The 18,549-nt window shown below is 39.9% G+C and carries 19 protein-coding genes and 4 pseudogenes; 19 read left to right on the forward strand and 4 right to left on the reverse strand.

Features of this window, described 5'->3' with window-relative positions; translation table 11 throughout:
- Window positions 1-127 precede the first annotated feature (127 nt).
- On the forward strand, window positions 128-280 hold the full coding sequence (locus tag V7L20_RS00005; protein ID WP_334742087.1) for a hypothetical protein: 153 nt from the start codon (window positions 128-130) through the stop codon (window positions 278-280).
- On the opposite strand, the pseudogene V7L20_RS00010 reads toward V7L20_RS00005, so the two are convergent.
- A pseudogene (locus tag V7L20_RS00010) lies at window positions 270-702 on the reverse strand (IS701 family transposase); the annotation flags it as partial. The gene V7L20_RS00005 and the pseudogene V7L20_RS00010 sit on opposite strands and share 11 nt — an antisense overlap.
- Window positions 703-829: 127 nt before the next feature.
- On the opposite strand from V7L20_RS00010, the gene V7L20_RS00015 reads away from it, so the two are divergent.
- Window positions 830-1,423 carry a vWA domain-containing protein gene (locus tag V7L20_RS00015; RefSeq protein ID WP_334742088.1) on the forward strand — a complete coding sequence of 198 codons (594 nt, stop codon included), beginning with the start codon at window positions 830-832 and terminating at the stop codon, window positions 1,421-1,423.
- A gap of 72 nt (window positions 1,424-1,495) precedes the next feature.
- Here the strand turns inward: V7L20_RS00015 and V7L20_RS00020 are convergent, their stop codons facing one another.
- Entirely contained in the window at window positions 1,496-2,170 is a 675-nt protein-coding gene (locus tag V7L20_RS00020; protein WP_334742089.1) for a hypothetical protein, read from the reverse strand.
- A gap of 184 nt (window positions 2,171-2,354) precedes the next feature.
- Here V7L20_RS00020 and V7L20_RS00025 point away from each other — a divergent pair.
- The 9 genes and pseudogenes from V7L20_RS00025 to V7L20_RS00065 form a co-directional block, all read left to right on the forward strand.
- Window positions 2,355-2,636 (forward strand): annotated as a pseudogene (locus tag V7L20_RS00025) (hypothetical protein); the annotation flags it as partial.
- Window positions 2,617-2,909: pseudogene (locus tag V7L20_RS00030) on the forward strand (NF041680 family putative transposase); the annotation flags it as partial. The pseudogenes V7L20_RS00025 and V7L20_RS00030, both read left to right, overlap by 20 nt.
- Window positions 2,910-3,114: 205 nt before the next feature.
- A pseudogene (locus V7L20_RS00035) lies at window positions 3,115-4,528 on the forward strand (ISNCY family transposase).
- Between the two features lie 228 nt (window positions 4,529-4,756).
- Window positions 4,757-5,134, forward strand: a complete 378-nt coding sequence (locus V7L20_RS00040; RefSeq protein WP_334742261.1) for an AAA-like domain-containing protein — start codon at window positions 4,757-4,759, stop codon at window positions 5,132-5,134.
- 69 nt (window positions 5,135-5,203) lie between these two features.
- Window positions 5,204-5,398 carry a hypothetical protein gene (locus V7L20_RS00045; protein ID WP_334742090.1) on the forward strand — a complete coding sequence of 65 codons (195 nt, stop codon included), beginning with the start codon at window positions 5,204-5,206 and terminating at the stop codon, window positions 5,396-5,398.
- Window positions 5,399-5,412: 14 nt separating this feature from the next.
- Window positions 5,413-6,045, forward strand: a complete 633-nt coding sequence (locus V7L20_RS00050; RefSeq protein ID WP_334742091.1) for a CHASE2 domain-containing protein — start codon at window positions 5,413-5,415, stop codon at window positions 6,043-6,045.
- Window positions 6,046-6,102: 57 nt separating this feature from the next.
- Window positions 6,103-6,261 carry a hypothetical protein gene (locus V7L20_RS00055; RefSeq protein WP_334742092.1) on the forward strand — a complete coding sequence of 53 codons (159 nt, stop codon included), beginning with the start codon at window positions 6,103-6,105 and terminating at the stop codon, window positions 6,259-6,261.
- The gene (locus tag V7L20_RS00060) at window positions 6,258-6,569 is read left to right on the forward strand and encodes a CHASE2 domain-containing protein (RefSeq protein WP_334742093.1); all 312 of its coding nucleotides are present in this window, start codon (window positions 6,258-6,260) and stop codon (window positions 6,567-6,569) included. The genes V7L20_RS00055 and V7L20_RS00060 overlap by 4 nt, the downstream gene beginning before the upstream one ends.
- 42 nt (window positions 6,570-6,611) lie before the next feature.
- Window positions 6,612-6,827: a hypothetical protein gene (locus tag V7L20_RS00065; protein ID WP_334742094.1), complete on the forward strand. Its 216-nt coding sequence runs from the start codon at window positions 6,612-6,614 to the stop codon at window positions 6,825-6,827.
- Between the two features lie 452 nt (window positions 6,828-7,279).
- On the opposite strand, the gene V7L20_RS00070 is transcribed toward V7L20_RS00065, so the two are convergent.
- Entirely contained in the window at window positions 7,280-10,549 is a 3,270-nt protein-coding gene (locus V7L20_RS00070) for a beta strand repeat-containing protein (protein WP_334742095.1), read from the reverse strand.
- A 275-nt stretch (window positions 10,550-10,824) separates the two neighbouring features.
- Between V7L20_RS00070 and V7L20_RS00075 the strand changes: the two genes are divergently transcribed.
- The 5 genes from V7L20_RS00075 to V7L20_RS00100 all read left to right on the forward strand — a co-directional run bounded on the left by V7L20_RS00075 (window position 10,825) and on the right by V7L20_RS00100 (window position 12,913).
- Complete coding sequence (locus tag V7L20_RS00075; protein WP_334742269.1) at window positions 10,825-10,962, forward strand: hypothetical protein; 138 nt, start codon at window positions 10,825-10,827, stop codon at window positions 10,960-10,962.
- A 437-nt stretch (window positions 10,963-11,399) separates the two neighbouring features.
- On the forward strand, window positions 11,400-11,591 hold the full coding sequence (locus V7L20_RS00085; RefSeq protein WP_334742096.1) for a hypothetical protein: 192 nt from the start codon (window positions 11,400-11,402) through the stop codon (window positions 11,589-11,591).
- A gap of 24 nt (window positions 11,592-11,615) precedes the next feature.
- Window positions 11,616-11,870 (forward strand): hypothetical protein, encoded by a 255-nt coding sequence (locus V7L20_RS00090; RefSeq protein WP_334742097.1) that lies wholly within the window; start codon window positions 11,616-11,618, stop codon window positions 11,868-11,870.
- Between the two features lie 129 nt (window positions 11,871-11,999).
- Window positions 12,000-12,227, forward strand: coding sequence for a type II toxin-antitoxin system VapC family toxin (locus V7L20_RS00095; protein ID WP_334742098.1), 228 nt, complete (start codon window positions 12,000-12,002; stop codon window positions 12,225-12,227).
- A gap of 380 nt (window positions 12,228-12,607) precedes the next feature.
- Window positions 12,608-12,913 carry a hypothetical protein gene (locus V7L20_RS00100; RefSeq protein ID WP_334742099.1) on the forward strand — a complete coding sequence of 102 codons (306 nt, stop codon included), beginning with the start codon at window positions 12,608-12,610 and terminating at the stop codon, window positions 12,911-12,913.
- Between the two features lie 270 nt (window positions 12,914-13,183).
- Here the strand turns inward: V7L20_RS00100 and V7L20_RS00105 are convergent, their stop codons facing one another.
- Window positions 13,184-14,125, reverse strand: a complete 942-nt coding sequence (locus V7L20_RS00105) for a lysylphosphatidylglycerol synthase domain-containing protein (RefSeq protein WP_334742100.1) — start codon at window positions 14,123-14,125, stop codon at window positions 13,184-13,186.
- 127 nt (window positions 14,126-14,252) lie between these two features.
- Between V7L20_RS00105 and V7L20_RS00110 the strand changes: the two genes are divergently transcribed.
- The 3 genes from V7L20_RS00110 to V7L20_RS00120 all read left to right on the forward strand — a co-directional run bounded on the left by V7L20_RS00110 (window position 14,253) and on the right by V7L20_RS00120 (window position 18,192).
- Window positions 14,253-15,236 carry an alpha/beta hydrolase gene (locus V7L20_RS00110; RefSeq protein ID WP_334742101.1) on the forward strand — a complete coding sequence of 328 codons (984 nt, stop codon included), beginning with the start codon at window positions 14,253-14,255 and terminating at the stop codon, window positions 15,234-15,236.
- 150 nt (window positions 15,237-15,386) lie between these two features.
- Window positions 15,387-16,295 carry an alpha/beta hydrolase gene (locus tag V7L20_RS00115; RefSeq protein WP_334742102.1) on the forward strand — a complete coding sequence of 303 codons (909 nt, stop codon included), beginning with the start codon at window positions 15,387-15,389 and terminating at the stop codon, window positions 16,293-16,295.
- A gap of 220 nt (window positions 16,296-16,515) precedes the next feature.
- Complete coding sequence (locus V7L20_RS00120; protein ID WP_334742103.1) at window positions 16,516-18,192, forward strand: phosphatidylglycerol lysyltransferase domain-containing protein; 1,677 nt, start codon at window positions 16,516-16,518, stop codon at window positions 18,190-18,192.
- The last annotated feature ends 357 nt before the right edge of the window (window positions 18,193-18,549 follow it).

Below are 18,549 nucleotides of genomic sequence, written 5' to 3' on the forward strand. Positions count from 1 at the left end.
AAAGTGGACAAATCAAATCAGTCGCTAAAAAATTTTGTGTATGCTAACTTCTGGTTACCCTAATTTTCTCTCATCACAATGAATTAGCCCTGCCTATTGGGGGTAGAACTGGCGAAGCTGTCATGAAGTGCAAACTAAACCGTTTAGTTTAAAAACTGTTGGTGGAAGGATAAGATTGCCGTTAAAACGTGCTTATGCTTCCAAGGTATCAAAAAAGGATGCGATCGCTTTACGAAATAATGAGTATTACAGCCTCTGTTGCGGCAATATTATGGGTTAACTGGACTTAAACAAAAATTAAGCCCAAATCCTAAACTGGCTTTATAAGCGGTAAACACGTCACGGTTGAGGGTCAACCAATCGAAGAATCAATAAGACATAGCCGTTCTAAATGCTGACAAAGCTTCAGGAAAAGTGTTCAAAGGTTTGTTTGCCCACCTGCGTCTCAAGCCTCCTGTTATCTGATGCCAAAGAATAAAAGTATAAGCACAAAAAACCAAAATAAAATGTCGAAGTAAACTTCTTTTATCTCGAACTTGATATTCTTTTAGCCCTAACCAACATGAGAGCTTCTCTATAAAAAACTTCTACCCAATTCCTTGAGCCATAGGTGTCAACTATCCATTTTGGGGTGACAATTGATGAAGAGACATTGGTAATAAAATAGTCAATATCAGTAGCTTGTGAGAAAGTCGCAGCGTCTCCGGCTCCGCACTTTTTCTATGACCAGAATCGTCAATTATTAAACTAAAGCCCCTACTGATTCTCGTCTGGCTACACTTATTCATGATCTCTAACTGACGCTGATTCACCTAGCAACTAGACCAAGGTGCTTCTGTTGTTCGCCAAAGGGTACTATGAGCATTCTCTACTTCAGTACAAGATTGTAGGCAAGGAGAAAAAGTCTAAAGGGCCATTGATTGTGTGCCTGGATTCTTCTGGCTCGATGGCGGGACTCCCTGATACTTGGGCCAAAGCAGTAACAGCAGTTCTCTTGCAAATTGCTCACAAGGATAAGCGCCACTTCCGTGTCATCCATTTTGATACTAGGGTTCGGCAGACAGATGATTTTCCACCAAAACATCATGATTACCGGAAATTTCTGGACTTGATGCTGAGTTTTTACAGTGGTGGGGGTACAAATTGGGAACCAGCTTTGACAGAAGCTATTAAATGCATAGACAACAACAAGAGCTTGCACAAAGCCAATATTGTTCTGATTACAGATGCCTTGTGTGATATGAGTCAAGACGTTCTAGCAAAACTTAACCAGCACAAACAGCATCTCGAAACAAATATTTTCTCCATTTTAATTGGAAACCATAGTGAAAAAAATCTGACAAAATTTAGCGATCGCATTTGGGTAATTAGAGATTTAAGTCCTGAAGCCTCGAATCAGATTGAAGAATTATTTCTGATTTGAGTTAGAAATCGCTCTTGAGGCTGAATGTAGAGAGCCAAAACAGCCTGAGTGCCGAGTGATTTTAGTCTGACATTATCGTAAAACCCAAACATGCTTGGTTTGATAAAATTCCCCGCGTTGTTCGAGCACGAATCCATTCAGCAGTAACCCTAGCCAAACATTCACCAGCGGCATCGAAAGCGATTGCTGTAGCTTTAGCAATGGTACCGCCCGATTGTGCTGATTCAACCACGTTGTGATCGCTGCCCCCCACTCTCGAACATCCTCTTCGTTTGAAGCGGCGATCGCTTGTCGATATGCCACTTCTGGGTCAATGAGTTCTGTCTTCGCCAACGCATCGATTAAGGCGTGTCGATCAACTGGAGCAACAATTGATTGTGTATCGTCAACGTCACTGAATTGGGGTGCTTTACGCGGTAAATTAATTAACGGCTCGATGTACTGCTCAAAGTCAATTTGCATTGTTTGCCGCACATAGCGATCAAAGGCATCTGACGGCATAACTGGACCATCATGGCTCGTCGTTGCTTGGATCGACTCGAACGTCAATTGCGAGCGCGCTTCAAACACATCGGTAATTTGTGCGATCGCTTCCCCTACCACGCTCAGTTGACTCGAACAATCCAAATCCACGATCGCTGCCTCAACTTCAAGCCACAGTAGCGCCAAATCTGCATCTTCGGGTTCGGTTGCAGCCTGCTTGAGAACATCCCACACCTGAAGGGCAAGCCATTCAACCTGCTGCATGACTCACCTGTAGATGATAGATGCAAGGACGAATCGGACACAGTTGAGGGTCAAGCCGTTCTAAAGCAACAAATTTTTTAATTCTGAAGTAAATTGCAATTTTTATCCTGCATCCTCTCCTCAAAAAACTGCAAACGCAAATGCAGCAAGCGTTTTTAATTTTGCTTTCGCCGATTCTACCACAATTGCCTATTTTGTCTTAGACTCGTCTTATTCGAGAGAAGATTTCTGTTCGTCATGGGAGAGAATATGGGAACAAGTACCGCAGCTACCGTCAATGACTGGAGAGCGTCGCAGCACTTCCCGTATGCATCTATCAGAGGTGATGACGATTGCGATGGCTTCGCCAACGCCAAGGGCGAACGCCTTTCACGGTTCGGGCTATAGGACATTCAAAGAGTTTTATACGCTGCATGTATTACCTGGTTGGCATCATGCTTTTTCAAATCTGGTTAGCTTGGGTAGGGGAAGAAATGCCTCTCTTAGAAGAGGTTTGGCGACTTTACTTGCGTCGTTTTACCGTTGACCACTGGTATCGTTTTTTAAAGCAAGTTTACATTGGACTGTGCCCAAGTTTAGTACTCCTAAGCAGTGTGAACGGTGGAGTGACGTGATGCCCCTCATGACTTGGGAATTGTGGTTAGCCCGTGATATCGTGACTGATAATCCTTTACCTTGGCAGAAGTCCTCCGATAAATTCACCCCTGGGCGAGTTGCTCAAGCTATGGGAGGAGTTTTTGATAGGGTCTTGTCGGCGTTCGCTCTTATAAAATAAATTAGCGATCGCGATTTTCTCTTCTTCGAGTCTCTGAGGATAAAAAAGATGAATAAATTTCAATAAAAGATAAAATTTTTTTCAATTATTTTTGAGTAAATTTTAATAGTTAATCATTCTTAAGTATGTTTTTGAGTAGTACTTTCTTTGCAGGCTCAATCAATATCTGATGTTACGTAGAAAATATGAATTTAATAAAGAACTTAGCATTTTAATTGAGTTAATAGGAGAAATGGATGAGTTGATTTTTAAAATAGATAAAATCCTTTCGGATGAACAATTGTTTCGGTTAGTAGAATCCGATTTATCAAAGCGTTATCCTAATACAAATAAAACAGGGATAAATTTAACTCCGGTTGAAGTAATATTAAGAATGCTAGCATTGAAGCACCTGCGGGGCTTAAGCTATGCAAAAACTATTTCAAACGTTCACGAAAGTTTAGTTTTAAGAAAATTTTGTAGAATTTATTTTAATCCTCTTCCCAATAAAAGTACTTTAATTCGTTGGTCAAATCAAATTCGTCAAGAAACTTTGTTACAATTTAACCAACGTTTAACTCAAATAGCAATTCAGTTACAAGTAACTCAGGGTAAAAAGATAAGAACAGATGGTACAGTCGTGGCTACTAATATTCACTTTTCCTCTGATAACAGTTTATTAGTAGATGGAGTTAAGGTAATCAGTCGGCTTTTATCGCAAGCGAAATAAATTTTATTGCGATATTCAAAAAATATTAACTTAAGTATTTTTAGGAATCGTCATCGCACAGCTAGAAGAATTTCTAGAGAAATTGATAGTTTATCTAAAACGCGAAATCAATCCGGTCGTCAAAAAAGAGAAAAAGCCTACTCTAAATTGATTGAGATTGCTAAAGCTAGCTGGAAACAGGCTCAAAAAGTGAAGTTAGTTATTGGGGATTCAAATTTACTAGAATATCATCATTTCCTTCAACGATTTGAAATTTTCCTCCCTCGTGTATTACAAGTAATTGAACAAACTCAAAGACGAATTTTCAATTGTGAGAAAGTACCTGCTACCTCGAAAATTGTCAGTATATTTGAATCTCATACAGATATAATATGTTGAGGTAAAATCAATGTAGATGTGGAGTTTGGACATAAAGTTTGGTTAGATGAAGTTGATGGTGGAATTGTAAGCAATTATCGGATTCTAAAGGGTAATCCTCACGATACTCAACAATTAATCCCAAGTCTTAACAAACATGTAGAAAACTTTGGTTCATTACCAAAAGTCGTAACTACAGATAGAGGTGTTTACTCTCAAACAAACGAAAACTATGCTCAATTATTAGGAGTCAAAGAAGTCATCTTACCCAAGGGCGGTTATCGAAGTAAAGAAAGAATCAAGCATGAAAAAAAAAGAAATTTTCAAAAAGCGCTGGCATAATGGAGTAGAAGGACGTATCAGTTTCTTGAAACGATGTTTTGGCTTACAACGTTGTTTATATAGGGGAGAGTTGGGATTTTGTCGTTGAGTTGGCTGGGGAATTATTGCTCATAATTTAACTATTATTAGTCGAGGCACTCTCAAAAGCAAAATAAATTATTACATCTTTTTTTGAAATTATTACTATTAATTAATTTTGAGTATAATTAAAGATTACACTATCAAACATAACAAGATAAATAATTAAAATTAGCTTGATTAATAATCAATATCTGTATACGTCAACTATTGATTATTAGCAAAGTTTTATATTTGATTTTTTCAGCAGTTTCGCACCGGGAACTAGTCTAAACTCCAGATTGATAGCATCCTGAAATTAAATTTCAAAGATGATTTTTTAGCACTGTTAAGAGCTTGTTATAACAAAAGGTCTGACAACCCTGCATACCAACGTCTTACCTTTGCATTGCTAGGAGTAGCCACACCTTACGATTTGATTCGAGACAAAAATCGCACCCCATTTAACATTGGTCGGGCAATTCAACTTAGTGGCTTTCAAAAACATGAAGCACAGCCATTAGCTCAAGGATTAGTGAGAAAAGTTTTTAACCCTGAAATAATCTTAACAGAGATATTAGCTTGGACAGGTGGTCAACCCTTTCTTACCCAAAAGCTTTGCAAGCTGGTTGTTTCGTCTGACTTACCAATTATAGTAGGTGATGAGGCCAAGTGTGTTGAAAACATAGTATGCTCAAGAGTAATCGAGAATTGGGAATCTTAAGATGAACCGGAACATATAAAGACAATTCGCGATCGCATACTTAGAAGCGAACAGCGCCCTGGGCACCTCGTGGAACTGTATCAGCAAATTTTATTGAAGGGTGAAATAACAGCAGATGCTAGTCCTGAACAAATGGAATTGCGGTTATCAGGGTTGGTAGTGAAACAACAAGGTTTGTTAAAGGTCTACAATCCCATTTATGCATCTGTTTTTAATCAAACTTGGATTGAGAAAGCGTTATTGACTTGCGACCAAATGGATTAGAGCTAAAAGCATGGGTGGCAACGAATTATCAAGATGAATCCCATCTTTTGTGGGGGCAAACTTTGCAGTCTGCCCAGGCATGGGCAGAAGGTAAGAGTTTGAGTAACCAGGACTATAAATTTTTAACTGCAAGCCTTGAGTTGGAAAAAGGAAAGCTTCAAATTGGTTTGTTGGAAAATAGAAACTCTCATCAAATCTTGCCGAGCAAACGCCATCTTCAAATAATAACTATTTTGAGTGTAGTTGTAACAGCTTTGGTAATCGGAGTCCGACAATTGGGAATGTTACAAACATGGGAGTTGCAAGCTTTCGACCATTTAATGCAGTTGCGTCCGCATGAAGGCACAGATCCGCGGATTTTGCTGGTGACTATCACTGAAGATGATTTTAAGCTTCCAGAACAGGAACATAGAAAAGGTTCACTATCGGATCAAGCACTGGCTTTAGCTTTGCAAAAACTTAGACAATTCAAAGCACGAACTATTGGTTTAGATATCTATCGTGATTTTTCCGTAGATCCCAGCAACGCAGATTTAGCCACTTGGATGCGGCGAGATAGTAGCTTAATAGCTATTTGCAAAGCTAGTGAACCAAAAATAAATCAACCAGGCGTTTCACCTCCTCCAGAAATTCCTGTAGAACGTTAAGGATTTAGTGATTTTCTGGAAGATCCAGATGGAATTGTGCGTTGCCATTTTATAGCTATGAAACCAGATTACACATCTGTTTGTACTACTCGCTACGCTTTTAGCGCTCAGTTGGCATTTAATTATCTCAACTCTCTAGGAATTTATCCTAAGTATACCCGAACAAAGGAATTGCAGATTGGTAAAGTTGTGTTAAGCGTTGGCGATCGCATATGAGCGGCTATCAACAAATAGATGATTTAAGTTACCAAATATTGCTTAATTACCGTTCTTCTGATTCTTTAAAAGTTGCCGAACAAGTGACGTTAAAAGATATACTAACAGGTAAAGTCAAGCCGGAGATAGTGAAGGATCGGATAATTATTATTGGCATTACGGCTCAAAGCGCTGGTGATTATTTTCCTACTCCTTACAGTACTAGACAAAAATTCTATCGCACAATACCTGGGGTAGTTGTTCATGCTCACATGGTTAGTCAAATTCTGAGTGCAGTTTTAGATGGACGACCCCTATTATGGGTTTGACCCACTTGGAGCGAAGCTTTATGGATTTGGAGTTGGTCTGTTTTGGGTGGAATACTAGCGTGGCGTATTTGCAATCCTTTGCAATTAGGAATAGCAGTGGTTACTGCACTCGGTTTTTTATCTGGACTTAGCTTGATACTGTTCGTTTGGGGTGGTTGGACACCACTTGTTCTAGCAGCGTTAATTTTGGTGATTACAGGTGGTAGTGTCACAGCTTATACTGCGTCTTTAGCTAAAAATAAGGGTTTCACCGAATGATAGGCATTGCGAACCAATTGCTAATCGCTCTTTTGAGACACTCAATGATTTAGAGAATGTCTTATTTCATCGGTGTCAATCTTTACTCCAACAGACAGAGTTAATTCGTGGCTTAACTGGTTTTCATTGGTGGCTTCAAATTGGTGTTTAATCGTAAGTCATTACCCGGACATGATATAACTCTTGAATCTGTCAATTATTGACTTTATTCTCAACTAATGGCTAAGAGTTTCTTTCAGCCTTAGCTGAAATAATCTTTTATTTACAGGGCTTGTAGCCCCTAAAATCCGTCGAACTCACGTTAACAAAATCGCATTGCTCCCTGAGAAAGTTGCTTTTGGCGAGATCGCTTATCGAAACGACTTGCGTCGGGAGCAAAACAGATGCGAGATGCTAAAAATAGCACCCCGCAAATCGTACTAGTTGGCGACTTGAATCACGCTAATGAAAGATTAAACAACCACAAAATTGTTTTTGCTTACTGACAATCCAGCAGATAATTGTGCAAATTTTACCTGAGTAAACCCAGACGCACTGCCATCAAGGTCAAAGAACAGTCCACCTGTAGCAGTGTTGTAGATAAATCGCTCTTGGTTAGTCGTTGCAGATGCTCCAAGGGTAAACTGATTAGCTGAGAGTGTACCTAATGATAACCCGCCACCAAAACCAGCAGCCGATACTTGAATCAGTTCATTAGTCGTGGTTGCGTTAAAGTCATAAATAGTATCAATGCCTTCATTGAAACTATTGAAAGCAAAGGTGTCAGTACCAGTTCCTCCAATTAAGCTATCATTACCTTTGCCACCTGTGAGGAGATCATTGCCAGCGCCACCAATGAGTGTGTTCTTACCAGACGCACCAGAAGCTGTGAGAGTATCGTTACCATCGCCACCAGAGAGGATATTATCGCCTGTTGAATAGTCAACACTCAAGCGATCATTACCAGCACCACCGTTGAGCGTGTTATTGCCAGAAACAGTATAAACTCCGTATGAAGAGTATAAAGAGGCTGAACCAGAGGCACTAAGAGAATCATTCCCATCGCCCCCAGACAGTAGGTTATTCCCTGATGAATAGTTAGTAACTAAGTTATCATCACCAGCGCCACCATCAAGGGTGTTCTTGCCAGAGATAGCATCAAGAGAGAAATCGCCTCGGTAGTCGTTGTAGTTTCCAAAGCTACTAAGAGAATCATTCCCATCACCGCCAGAGAGCAAATTATTACCATTTGAATAGTCAGCACTCAAGAAATCCTTACCTGCACCGCCAAAAATCGTATTATTTCCATCTGTTCCATTTATAGTATCGTTACCATTGCTCCCCACTATATAATCATCGTACTCTGTACCTGAGATATTTAATTGTTCGATATTCTTGTAAGTAACGTGACTCGTGCCTGCTGTTATCGAGCCAGTGTTAGTAGCAGCATCGAATGTCGAAGTAATTCCGTTGCTAGTAGTATAGTTATACAACAATAATAAATCGTCACCAGCACCTCCATCGATGGTATCGTTGCCGCTATTACCCCCGTGGAGCGAATCGTTGCCATTGCTCCCCACTATATAATCATCGTACTCTGTACCATAAATATTTAATCCTTCGATATTCTTGTAAGTAACGTGACTCGTGCCTGCTGTTATCGAGCCAGTGTTAGTAGTAGCATCGAATGTCGAAGTGATGCTCTGGGTTGCACTATAGTAAGAAAACGATAAATAATCGTCACCAGCACCACCATCTATTGTATCATTTCCACTACCGCTCCCATCTATTGTATCATTGCCACTGCTCCCCACAATCAAGTCATCGTACTCTGTACCTGAGATATTTAATCCTTCGATATTCTTGTAAGTAACCTGATTCGTGCCTGCTGTAATCGAGCCAGTGTTAGTAGCAGCATCGAATGTCGAAGTAATTCCCCCAGTAGGATAGATATACGATACTTGCAATAAATCGTCACCTGTCCCTCCATCTACTGTTTGAGTTACTAAGTCAGAGGGGGAAGTATATATAACCAAAGAGAAGGAATCATTGCCATCCCCTCCAGAAAGTAGGTTATTGCCAAACGCGCCATCAAACTTTCCAGAGTAGTCGTAGTAGCTAGAGACAAAGAGAGAATCATTGCCATCGCCTCCAAACAACAGGTTATGGCCTGTTGAATAGTTAGCACTTAAGGTATCGTCACCAGCACCACCATCGAGGGTGTTATTGCCAGAGGTGTCAAATCCGTACCTGTCAGAAGCGTAGCTAGAGGTACTAAGAGAATCATTGCCATCGCCCCCAGAGAGTAGGTTATCGCCTGTTGAATAATCAGCACTTAAGTTATCGTCACCAGCGCCACCGTTGAGGGTGTTATTGCCAGAGGCGGCATTGGTATTTCCTCCGTCGTAGTCGATGTGAGTCCCAGAAGTCGAGAGATTATCATTGCCATCGTCCCCAGAGAGCAGGTTATTACCTGTTGAAGAAGTAGCACTCAATTGATCGTTACCAGCGCCACCATTAAGGATGTTATTGCTTGTTGAATAATCAACATTCAAGTCATCGTTACCTTCACTGCCAAAAATCGTATCATTGCCATAGGTCGGATCATTTCCACTACTACCCCCATAGAGCATATCGTTGCCATTAGTCCCCACAATCAAGTCATCGTAGGTTGTACCTCTGATCTCTAATCGTTCGATATTTTTGTAGTTAACCCGATTCGTGCCTGCTGTAATCGAACCAATGTTAGTGGTTGCATTGAATGTCGAAGTCATTCTCCCCGTAGCATTGGTATAATACGCTTGTAAAAAATCATCACCTTTCCCTCCATCTATCGTTTGAGTTACTAAAAAAGAGGGGGCAGTAGATGAAGCCCTCAAAGAAAAGCTGTCATCGCCATCCCCACCATAAAGCAGGTTATTGCCTGTTGAACCCTCAACACTTAAGTAATCGTTACCAGCACCACCGTTAAGGGTGCTATTGCCTGTTGAATCCTCAGCATTCAATACATCGTCACCAGTACCACCAACGAGGGAGTTATTGCCCGTATTACCAATTAGGGTATCTTTCCCTGCACCACCGATGAGAGTATCATTTCCCGTACCACCCCGCAGCAAGTCGTTGCCACTTTTGCCGTCGATTTTGTCATTACCACCCTGACCATTAACCACATCATTTGAGTCGTCTAAACCCGTGATGTTGTTGGATAGGTCATTGAGGAAGGTTACCGTGTTTTTGATCCTCAGCTTAGTTTCAGTGGAATTGGCATCAAAGACATCAAAGCTATCGGTGATACTAGTTTGCCCATTAAACAAGATATTGCCAATCGCTGGTGTTGCTCCAGAAGCTTTCTGGTTTTCCAAGTTTTCTAATTTGAAGTTTTGCAGAATGACTATGGTTTCACCTACTCCTTCAAACGCAATTTCCAGATTGCTGCCATTCTGGGTAAGCAGCAAATTTTCGGCACGAAAGAAGTCATAGCCCTCGAATTTTAGGGTGTCCACTTCGGCAATGACTGCTGCTGTCGGTTTTGTTCCTTTACCAACACCACCGAAATCGGTGATGTTATCAGTGCCGTTGAACACGTTCATGAATTTAAACTGATCCTTGCCACCACCACCAGTCAAAATGTCGTTGCCATTGGTAGCTATGATAGTATCGTTGCCTGCAAGACCGTTAATCATGTCGGCTAACTCGCTGCCCACTAGCGTATCATTACCTTTGGTTCCAATTATATTTGCCATAACTTTTACTATTTAAATCAATTTTTTCAGTAACTTCAGTTGTCAATTTGCTATAAGTGCTATTTTCGGGCACCAAAATCTGCCTCAAGGGTGATGCTTAAGGTATACTTTAGTACACTAATTTTGATATTCACTTAAATTTTTGGTTTCGGTTTAGGAGTGTTATTGAGCCAACGCTCTTGCATTTAACAGAGGTTTATTGAGGAATTATGCATTCGCCGAAGAACCGTTTCTTCTCGGCTCGACTTTATCCAAAATTGAGAAATAGCATCAAGATGAGTAGAAAATCTCGAAACCCATTGATTGGGATTACAACTTACGGTCGCCTTGCAGCATTACTATTTTCTCTGCCAAGTGAATATATAGATGCAGTCCGTAAAGCAGGTGGCATTGGGAGCAACGCGATTTTCTGAAGTTGGACAAAAACGAGTGATGATGCTCCACTCCGGAGGAAGCGATCGCTCTATTAAATTAAGTCCTGACAGGTTAAGACGGGTGCTAAAAAAAAGGGGGTCATATGGAAGCGAGTCAGGAAGAGTCATAAAGGAAAACAAGACCCTGTAGTACGACAAGAGAAGCAAGCTGACCTAGATATGTTGGAATTAGCTGCTGCTACAGGAGAAATAGACCTCAAGTAAATAGAAGAATCAGGGTTTTGTGCATGGAGTGAGCCAAGTTACAGCTATTACCAACGGGGTGAGCAAAAACGCGCTTGTTCAGACGAAGCCTCGGGGTCGAAGACTAAGCATTATCGGTTTTTTTCAACCTCTAATCAGTTTTGTTTACGGTTTGGTGATTGGGGGTGTTAATTGCAAGTCTTATATCATGCAGCAGATGCAGCAGATTAGCGATGCCTACGGTTCTTGCTAGCCTATGCATCAGTAGGTTACGGGAAAACGAGAACTTGGAAGATGCCCCAAGTGCTGTGCTGAAGCATCTGGGGGAACTGAAGCGACCGTATTTGACGGCTGTGGAGGAGAAGTTGTTGGGTGTGATTGAGAAAGAGTACGGTATTAATGAAGTGGCAGGCAATTTTAAATGAATCAATAAGTGAGAGAAAACAGTGATGCAAAGTATCAAACTAAACACTCATGTGGGGTCTGATGGGATTTTACACCTTGATATCCCATTAGGAATAACAGACAAAGAAATAGAAGTAATGGTGATTTATCAACAACTAAAACCGTCAACAACCACAAAAACACCAGAAGAATTAGGATGGCCACCCAACTTTTTTGAGCAGACTTGTGGTAGCTGTCAAGACGATTCAATTGTTATCGATTCTGAAGGTGATTTTGAGACAAGGGAAGAAATTCTGTGAGGTATTTATTAGATATCAATGTTTGCGCTCGTTATCTCAACGGTAGGTCGCTCTTAATTCGAGAACATTTACAGTCAACAAATGTAGAAGATATTGCTGTCTGTTGAGTAGTGAAGGCAGAGTTGTTTTATGGAGCTTTTGAATTGCAATAATCCCCAAATTACTTTAGCTCGACAACAGCAGTTTCTCACTTTGTTTGTTTCTCTGCCTTTTGATGATATTACTGCCCTCACCTACGGTAGAATTCGTGCAGAATTAGCAGCAAACGGTACTTCAATAGGCCCCAATGATTTTCAAATAGCTATGATTGCCTTGACACATAACTTAACATTAGTCACACACAACACCAGAGTGTAAACTAGCCCTTGGGCGTGGGCAAGAATTGAGATCATTTTTCTTGCTTTTCATTATGTTTTTTCACGCCTTTTTTCTCATATTTCTGTGCTTGTGTGCAAATCTCACTTCTGTTTCAATTTAGTGATCGCCCATTCCTGAGTTATTTACGTAATATCACTATCTATTTAGTTAGTAAAATTACTTTAATTTGCTTAGATATATTCTCACTTCTGGAGTTACTTTTTTACGCTCCTATTTGTGTTCTAGTGGTTTATCCTTAGAGATGCAAGATATAAGGTAGGGGAAGAAATGCCTCCCTTAGAAGAGGTTTGGCGACTTTACTTGCGTCGTTTTACCGTTGACCACTGGTATCGTTTTTTAAAGCAAGTTTACATTGGACTGTGCCCAAGTTTAGTACTCCTAAGCAGTGTGAACGGTGGAGTGACGTGATGCCCCTCATGACTTGGGAATTGTGGTTAGCCCGTGATATCGTGACTGATAATCCTTTACCTTGGCAGAAGTCCTCCGATAAATTCACCCCTGGGCGAGTTGCTCAAGCTATGGGAGGAGTTTTTGCGGTGATTGGTACTCCAACAAGCGCACCCAAACCTCGTGGAAAGTCCCCTGGCTGGCAAACAGGAAAAAAGCGTCACCGTAAAAACCGATCCCCAATTGTTAAAAAAACAGTAACTCCACCACGTAAATAACCATCAGTTGCGGTTTAATACTCAAGATTATTCATAATATCATTACGTCTCTCATTAACTCAGCACTGCTGGGTATTTTTGGATGGCTTAGTCTAAACTCCAGTTACTTAAGCCTGTAGCTCTTTACTTTATTTATATGTAAAAAAAGTAAAGTTTTATATGACAAAGAGTTTACTTTTTTAGCTATAGATAAAATGAGGTTGTGTTTTTGCCTGTTCAATAACCTTCGCCGTGCTAGCCTTAACTGAACCATATTGCTTTATAGTTGATTCATTTTTGTAACTTTCCGGTTCTAAATTTAATTTCATAAAGCCCTAGCAAACCTGCTGCTACTAGCAAAGGTAAAAAGTAATAGACTCCCCGATAAGCTAACATTGAACCCAAAACTACTGCCGCCGAAACTTTTGAGGAAAGAATCAGCAAAATTATAGTTTCAAATACTCCCAAACCCCCAGGGACATTACTAACCACACCTGCAAACATCGCTAGTAAATAAATGCCTAAAAAGTCTAGATATGACAAAGATATATTGTTAGGAAGTAAAGCATAAAGAACTGCTGCTGCCAAAATCCAGTCAAAACTAGAAATTGCTATTTGAGCCAAGGATATTTGAAAAGAAGGAAATCGAAATTCTTGCCCGCGAATTCTTAACGGTTGTTTAATAAAAATACTTCCAATTAAATAGATAACGACTAATAGTAGAAAAATTACGCCGATGGGACGCACAGTAGCAAAAGGTAAATGTATTTGAGTGGGAATCTTCAAGGGGTTGATGAGGAATAAAAAACCTGCAACAGCAAACATCCCCAACCAAAAAGTAAAATTGGCGAAAGCAATTACTTGAGCGATCGCAACTGCTGAAACTCCCCAGTTAGCATAAAATCGATAACGGATGGCACTACCAGTTAGCAAGGCAAACCCAATGGTATTACTAAATGCAGAGCTAATAAAGCTGGTTAGAGCAATCTTATTCCAACTTAGGGAACGATTAATGTAGCTAAAACCTAAAATATCATACCCAATCATCACCAGATAACCCAAAGCTGTCAGCCAAATTGCCCAGCTTAAGCGACTTTTGGGAATTGCTGCTAGGGAGTTGAGGATATCACGATAATTATACTCATGCAATTCGTGAGCGATCGCCCATGCACAAAGCACTAGCAGCAACAAGCCAAACAAAGAACTGAAATTGAGTCGCAGCTTTTTAAGCATTATGAAGAAACTTATCCTAACTCTTGACTTTTAATTTATAACCAGTCGTAAAGTTTCCATCCTGTTGACACAGCATTGACATATTATTTGCATAAACTTTTGTAAACAAACACCGACTACCCAATAGATGAACTACAAACAATCTAAAATTCTCTTACTACTTTCAGTATTAACTCTAGTTGGCTGTGATTTCTCCCAAAGTACCGTAGCAAAACCACTACAACAGCAAAATTTACAAACAAACCCTTCTGTAGCTCCAACCCACTTTAATACTAGCGACTCAGCTACTCCCCTAACCTACAAAATTGAAACCTACGATAGTCAGGTAATGGGCGCAAGTCGCACCTACGGCGTTTCTTTACCTCCTGGTTATGAACAAAACCCAAAACAAAGCTATCCTGTAATCTTTCTCCTCCACGGTGGACATGGTAATCCCACTGATTGGTTTAATCAGAGTAAGGGACAAGCTCTCAAAACTGTGGAAAAACTTTATAGTAAAGGTAAATTGCCACCTAGCATCATTATCACACCAGACGGCAACGACAAACGTGGCTCTAGCCCCTACCGAGATCCCGAATATATTGATGGCCCTAACGGTAAAGTCTCCACAGCCGTGGGAGATGAGTTGGTAAAAGTTGTGCAAAGCCGTTATCGTACAATAAACAATCCAGATTTTTGGGCGATAGGTGGTTTATCTTCTGGTGGTTGGGGAGCAATGAATGTGGGATTACATAACCTGGATCATTTCTTGATTTTATTTAGTCATAGTGGTTATTTTCATGATAAAAGCGGCCCAATGAATAGCCCAATAAGTTATATCAAAACCATTCCTTTACAAGCTCAAAAAAAATTGCGAATTTATCTAGATTCTGGTACATCAGATATTGAAGAAATAGACGAGGCTCAAAATTTTAGCCAAGTACTAAATAAGCTAAAAGTTTATAATTTGTTTCGTGAGTTTCCTGGTAGTCACACCTGGAAATACTGGCGAGAACATTTATCCGATTCGTTGACATTTGTAGGAGAACAATTTCGAGTTTCTGAAATAGCACATAGGACTGAAAATTTAGGTGTTAGTCCGTTTGAGAAAGTCAAAAGTCAAAACAATTAACAATTTGTAGTAAAAATCATACTGGATATAGCATAGATTTTTAAAATTTTTTGATATTTAAACATCAATGTGGAAAACTCAGATGCAATTTTTCAGTAGATTAACTATATTAAGTTCTAATGGAGGTGATTTTTTAAACGTTAAAAGAATATGAAGATTTCTAAATTTTTAATTAGTTTGATAGGAGCGATCGCACTCCTTACTACTGCTGGTTATTATTATGTATTCATCTTAGGTGCGCCACAACTAGACCCGCCCCAAGAAGAGGCAAACACCGGGCTAAAGTTTCAATTAACAACCTTTAACTCCCAAGTGATGGGTGCAGTCCGTAACTATGGCGTGATTTTGCCGCCTGGTTATAATAAAAATCAGCAAAAGCAGTATCCGGTAATATTCTTACTACACGGTGGTCATGATGATGCCCGTGCTTACGCTGATAAATATGCAATCTTAGATGTATTGCATGAACTTTATAAAAGTCGAAAATTACCGCCATCAATTGTAATTACACCTGATGGTAATGATAATCGCGGTTCTAGTCCTTTATACGACCCCGATTATTTTGATGGGCCAAATGGTAAAGTAGGGACTTTAATTGGTTCAGAACTAGTGCAAGTTGTCAAGTCACGCTACCGCACTTTAAAAGAACCCCAGTTTTGGGCGCTGGGGGGTCTGTCTTCTGGAGGATGGGGAGCTTTTAATATCGGGTTGCGCCATCTCAACAACTTTCACATTCTGTTTAGTCATAGCGGTTATTTTACCGATAATAGCGGTTCGCAAAATAGCCCCCAACAAATCGTGCAACAGCTATCAATTGAAGATAGGAAGCGATTGCGTGTTTACCTAGATGCGGGTTTGAACGATACTAATTTGCTGGCTTCTACCAAAGATTTCAACGAAACCTTAAATAAATTAGGTATTACTCACGTATTTTATGCGTTTCCAGGAGGTCATGGTTTGTCTGGTGCTGATATAGGCTGGAACTACTTCCACAAGCATCTTAGAGATTCGCTCTCTTATGTAGGGGAACAGTTTCAAAAATTCGGAGTGAAAAATTAGGAGTTAGGAGTTAAAATTTTAAAAATTAGGTTCTACCGCTTCCCTTATGCTACGGAATTAAAATTAAGGTGTTATAAGTAAAATTTAAAACATTAAAACTTAATACCGAGAATTAACATAGCCAATAAAATTGCTTTGTTATTATTTTAGTCAATAAAAGAGTAAAAATTCAAAATTACTAACTTATAACTATTAATTACTAATTAATACTTTTAGATTTATGACCAATACTAATAATTTAAAAACTCAGATTGGACTTTGGAGTGCAGCTTTACTTACAGGTTTAGTCGGAGTAGTAAATTTATTATCAGCAGTGACACCTAACCTATATGGGCGAAATCACTGGTTGAAGGAGTTTTTACCATTTGAAATTCGGGCTGGTGGTCATATATTTGCAGCCCTTACTGGATTTATTTTATTAGCACTTGCTACTAATTTATTACGTCGAAAAAGAATAGCCTGGTTACTTACCATTGGTTTACTAGTGATTTCCATTTTCAGCCACTTGCTGAAGGGATTGGACTATGAAGAAAGTCTACTCTCTGGAGTTTTGCTGGTGCAATTAATCTTGATGCGCCATCTTTTCACGGCGCAATCAGACCGTCCTTCGATAGCACGGGGAGTTCGAGCGCTGATAGGCGCTTTATTATTTACCTTGGCATACGGAACTATTGGTTTTTATTTGTTAGACGGCAAGTTTTCAGAGAATTTTAATTGGCGTGAGGCAATAGTTCAGACTTTGGCAATGTTCTTCACTGAGGATAATTGGGGACTGCAACCAAAAAGCAAATTTGGAGAATTTTTTGCTAATTCTATATATGTTATTGCCGCAGTTACTATTACTTATGCAATAGTAATGTTATTGCAACCTGTATTTTGGCGGAATCTAGCAACGCCAAATGAGCGAAAAAGAGCTAAAGAAATTGTCGAGCAATATGGACGTTCTTCTTTAGCAGCGTTCACACTCTTAAATGATAAAAGTTATTATTTCAGTCCTTCGGGTAATAGTTTAATTGCTTATGTTCCCAAAGGACGCGGTGCGATCGCATTAGGAGATCCTATAGGCCCCATTGAAGACCGCAAAGAGACAATTGTTGCTTTCTGCCAGTTTTGCCAACGTAATGACTGGTATCCTGGTTTTTATCAAACTTTACCCAATGATGTTGAACTTTACAAGTCATTGGGGTTTAAGGTACTCAAGATTGGAGAAGAAGCGATCGTTGACCTGAAAAGTTTTACCTTACAAGGTAAAGCCGGTAAAAACTTTAGACCATCAATCAGTCGTTTAACTAAGCTAGGATACCAAATCGAGTTTTACCAACCACCTATCGCCAATGATTTATTGCACCAGCTCAAATCTGTAAGTGATGAATGGCTGAAAATGGCACAAGGTTCGGAAAAACATTTTTCTTTGGGTTGGTTTGACGAAGCTTACCTAAGAGAGTGTGAGATTGCTGTAGTTCATGATCCTGAAGGTAACATCAGTGCTTTTACCAACATTCTCCAGGAATATCAACTCAACGAAGCCACTATTGACATGATGCGACATCGCGCATCCCTCGAAAATGGCACAATGGACTTTCTATTTATTTCCCTGCTTCAACATTTTAAAGAGGGTGGCTACGACAGCTTTAATTTCGGTCTTTCTGCCCTTGTAGGAGTTGGAGACAACCCAGAATCGCGCCGCTTGGAAAAAGTATTGCACTATCTTTACGGGCATTTGAATCGCTTTTACAATTTCAAGGGACTGCACGCCTACAGAGAGAAGTTCCGCCCCCATTGGGAACCACGTTATTTAGTTTACCCCAGTTTAGCTGCCTTACCAGATGTAGTTGTAGCATTAATTCGCGCAGATTCAGGCGATCGCCTCTTCGATTATTTTAAACCCGGAGCCTAAATGTTGGAAAAAAATAATGGGCGCAAAGGTTAGAAAGCATCTATTCTGGCCTTCAGCAATACCATAGACATCTGGTGAAATTAAATATGCGTTACCCAGAACCCTTGTAGAAACGTAGCAGTGCTACGTCTCTACATTTTTTTTACCAGATGTCTTATAACACCTCATTGCAGGGCAATGTGTATCACAGGCTACGCCTACACAACTTGTCCTTTTTATGATACAATTGTACTATAAAAATATCCGGTAAGTATGCAACGCAAAGTTTACCAGGCGATGCCCAAAGTTTGTAGTAAATAAATGCGATATTAGCTAGTTCGTGAATGCGATCATGAACACACAATAGTTGTGTGGTGT

It is taken from the genome of Nostoc sp., from assembly GCF_036916735.1.
In the GTDB taxonomy this organism is placed as follows: domain Bacteria; phylum Cyanobacteriota; class Cyanobacteriia; order Cyanobacteriales; family Nostocaceae; genus Nostoc.

What these genes read in the sequence shown, in the direction of transcription:
- V7L20_RS00090 (WP_334742097.1), top strand. Translation starts at nt 11,616, where the DNA reads ATGCAAAGTATCAAACTAAACACTCATGTGGGGTCTGATGGGATTTTA.
- V7L20_RS00085 (WP_334742096.1), top strand. Translation starts at nt 11,400, where the DNA reads ATGCCTACGGTTCTTGCTAGCCTATGCATCAGTAGGTTACGGGAAAAC.
- V7L20_RS00095 (WP_334742098.1), top strand. Translation starts at nt 12,000, where the DNA reads ATGGAGCTTTTGAATTGCAATAATCCCCAAATTACTTTAGCTCGACAA.
- V7L20_RS00055 (WP_334742092.1), top strand. Translation starts at nt 6,103, where the DNA reads ATGAAACCAGATTACACATCTGTTTGTACTACTCGCTACGCTTTTAGC.
- V7L20_RS00070 (WP_334742095.1), bottom strand. Translation starts at nt 10,549, where the DNA reads ATGGCAAATATAATTGGAACCAAAGGTAATGATACGCTAGTGGGCAGC.
- V7L20_RS00105 (WP_334742100.1), bottom strand. Translation starts at nt 14,125, where the DNA reads ATGCTTAAAAAGCTGCGACTCAATTTCAGTTCTTTGTTTGGCTTGTTG.
- V7L20_RS00020 (WP_334742089.1), bottom strand. Translation starts at nt 2,170, where the DNA reads ATGCAGCAGGTTGAATGGCTTGCCCTTCAGGTGTGGGATGTTCTCAAG.
- V7L20_RS00060 (WP_334742093.1), top strand. Translation starts at nt 6,258, where the DNA reads ATGAGCGGCTATCAACAAATAGATGATTTAAGTTACCAAATATTGCTT.
- V7L20_RS00120 (WP_334742103.1), top strand. Translation starts at nt 16,516, where the DNA reads ATGACCAATACTAATAATTTAAAAACTCAGATTGGACTTTGGAGTGCA.
- V7L20_RS00115 (WP_334742102.1), top strand. Translation starts at nt 15,387, where the DNA reads ATGAAGATTTCTAAATTTTTAATTAGTTTGATAGGAGCGATCGCACTC.
- V7L20_RS00110 (WP_334742101.1), top strand. Translation starts at nt 14,253, where the DNA reads ATGAACTACAAACAATCTAAAATTCTCTTACTACTTTCAGTATTAACT.
- V7L20_RS00075 (WP_334742269.1), top strand. Translation starts at nt 10,825, where the DNA reads ATGAGTAGAAAATCTCGAAACCCATTGATTGGGATTACAACTTACGGT.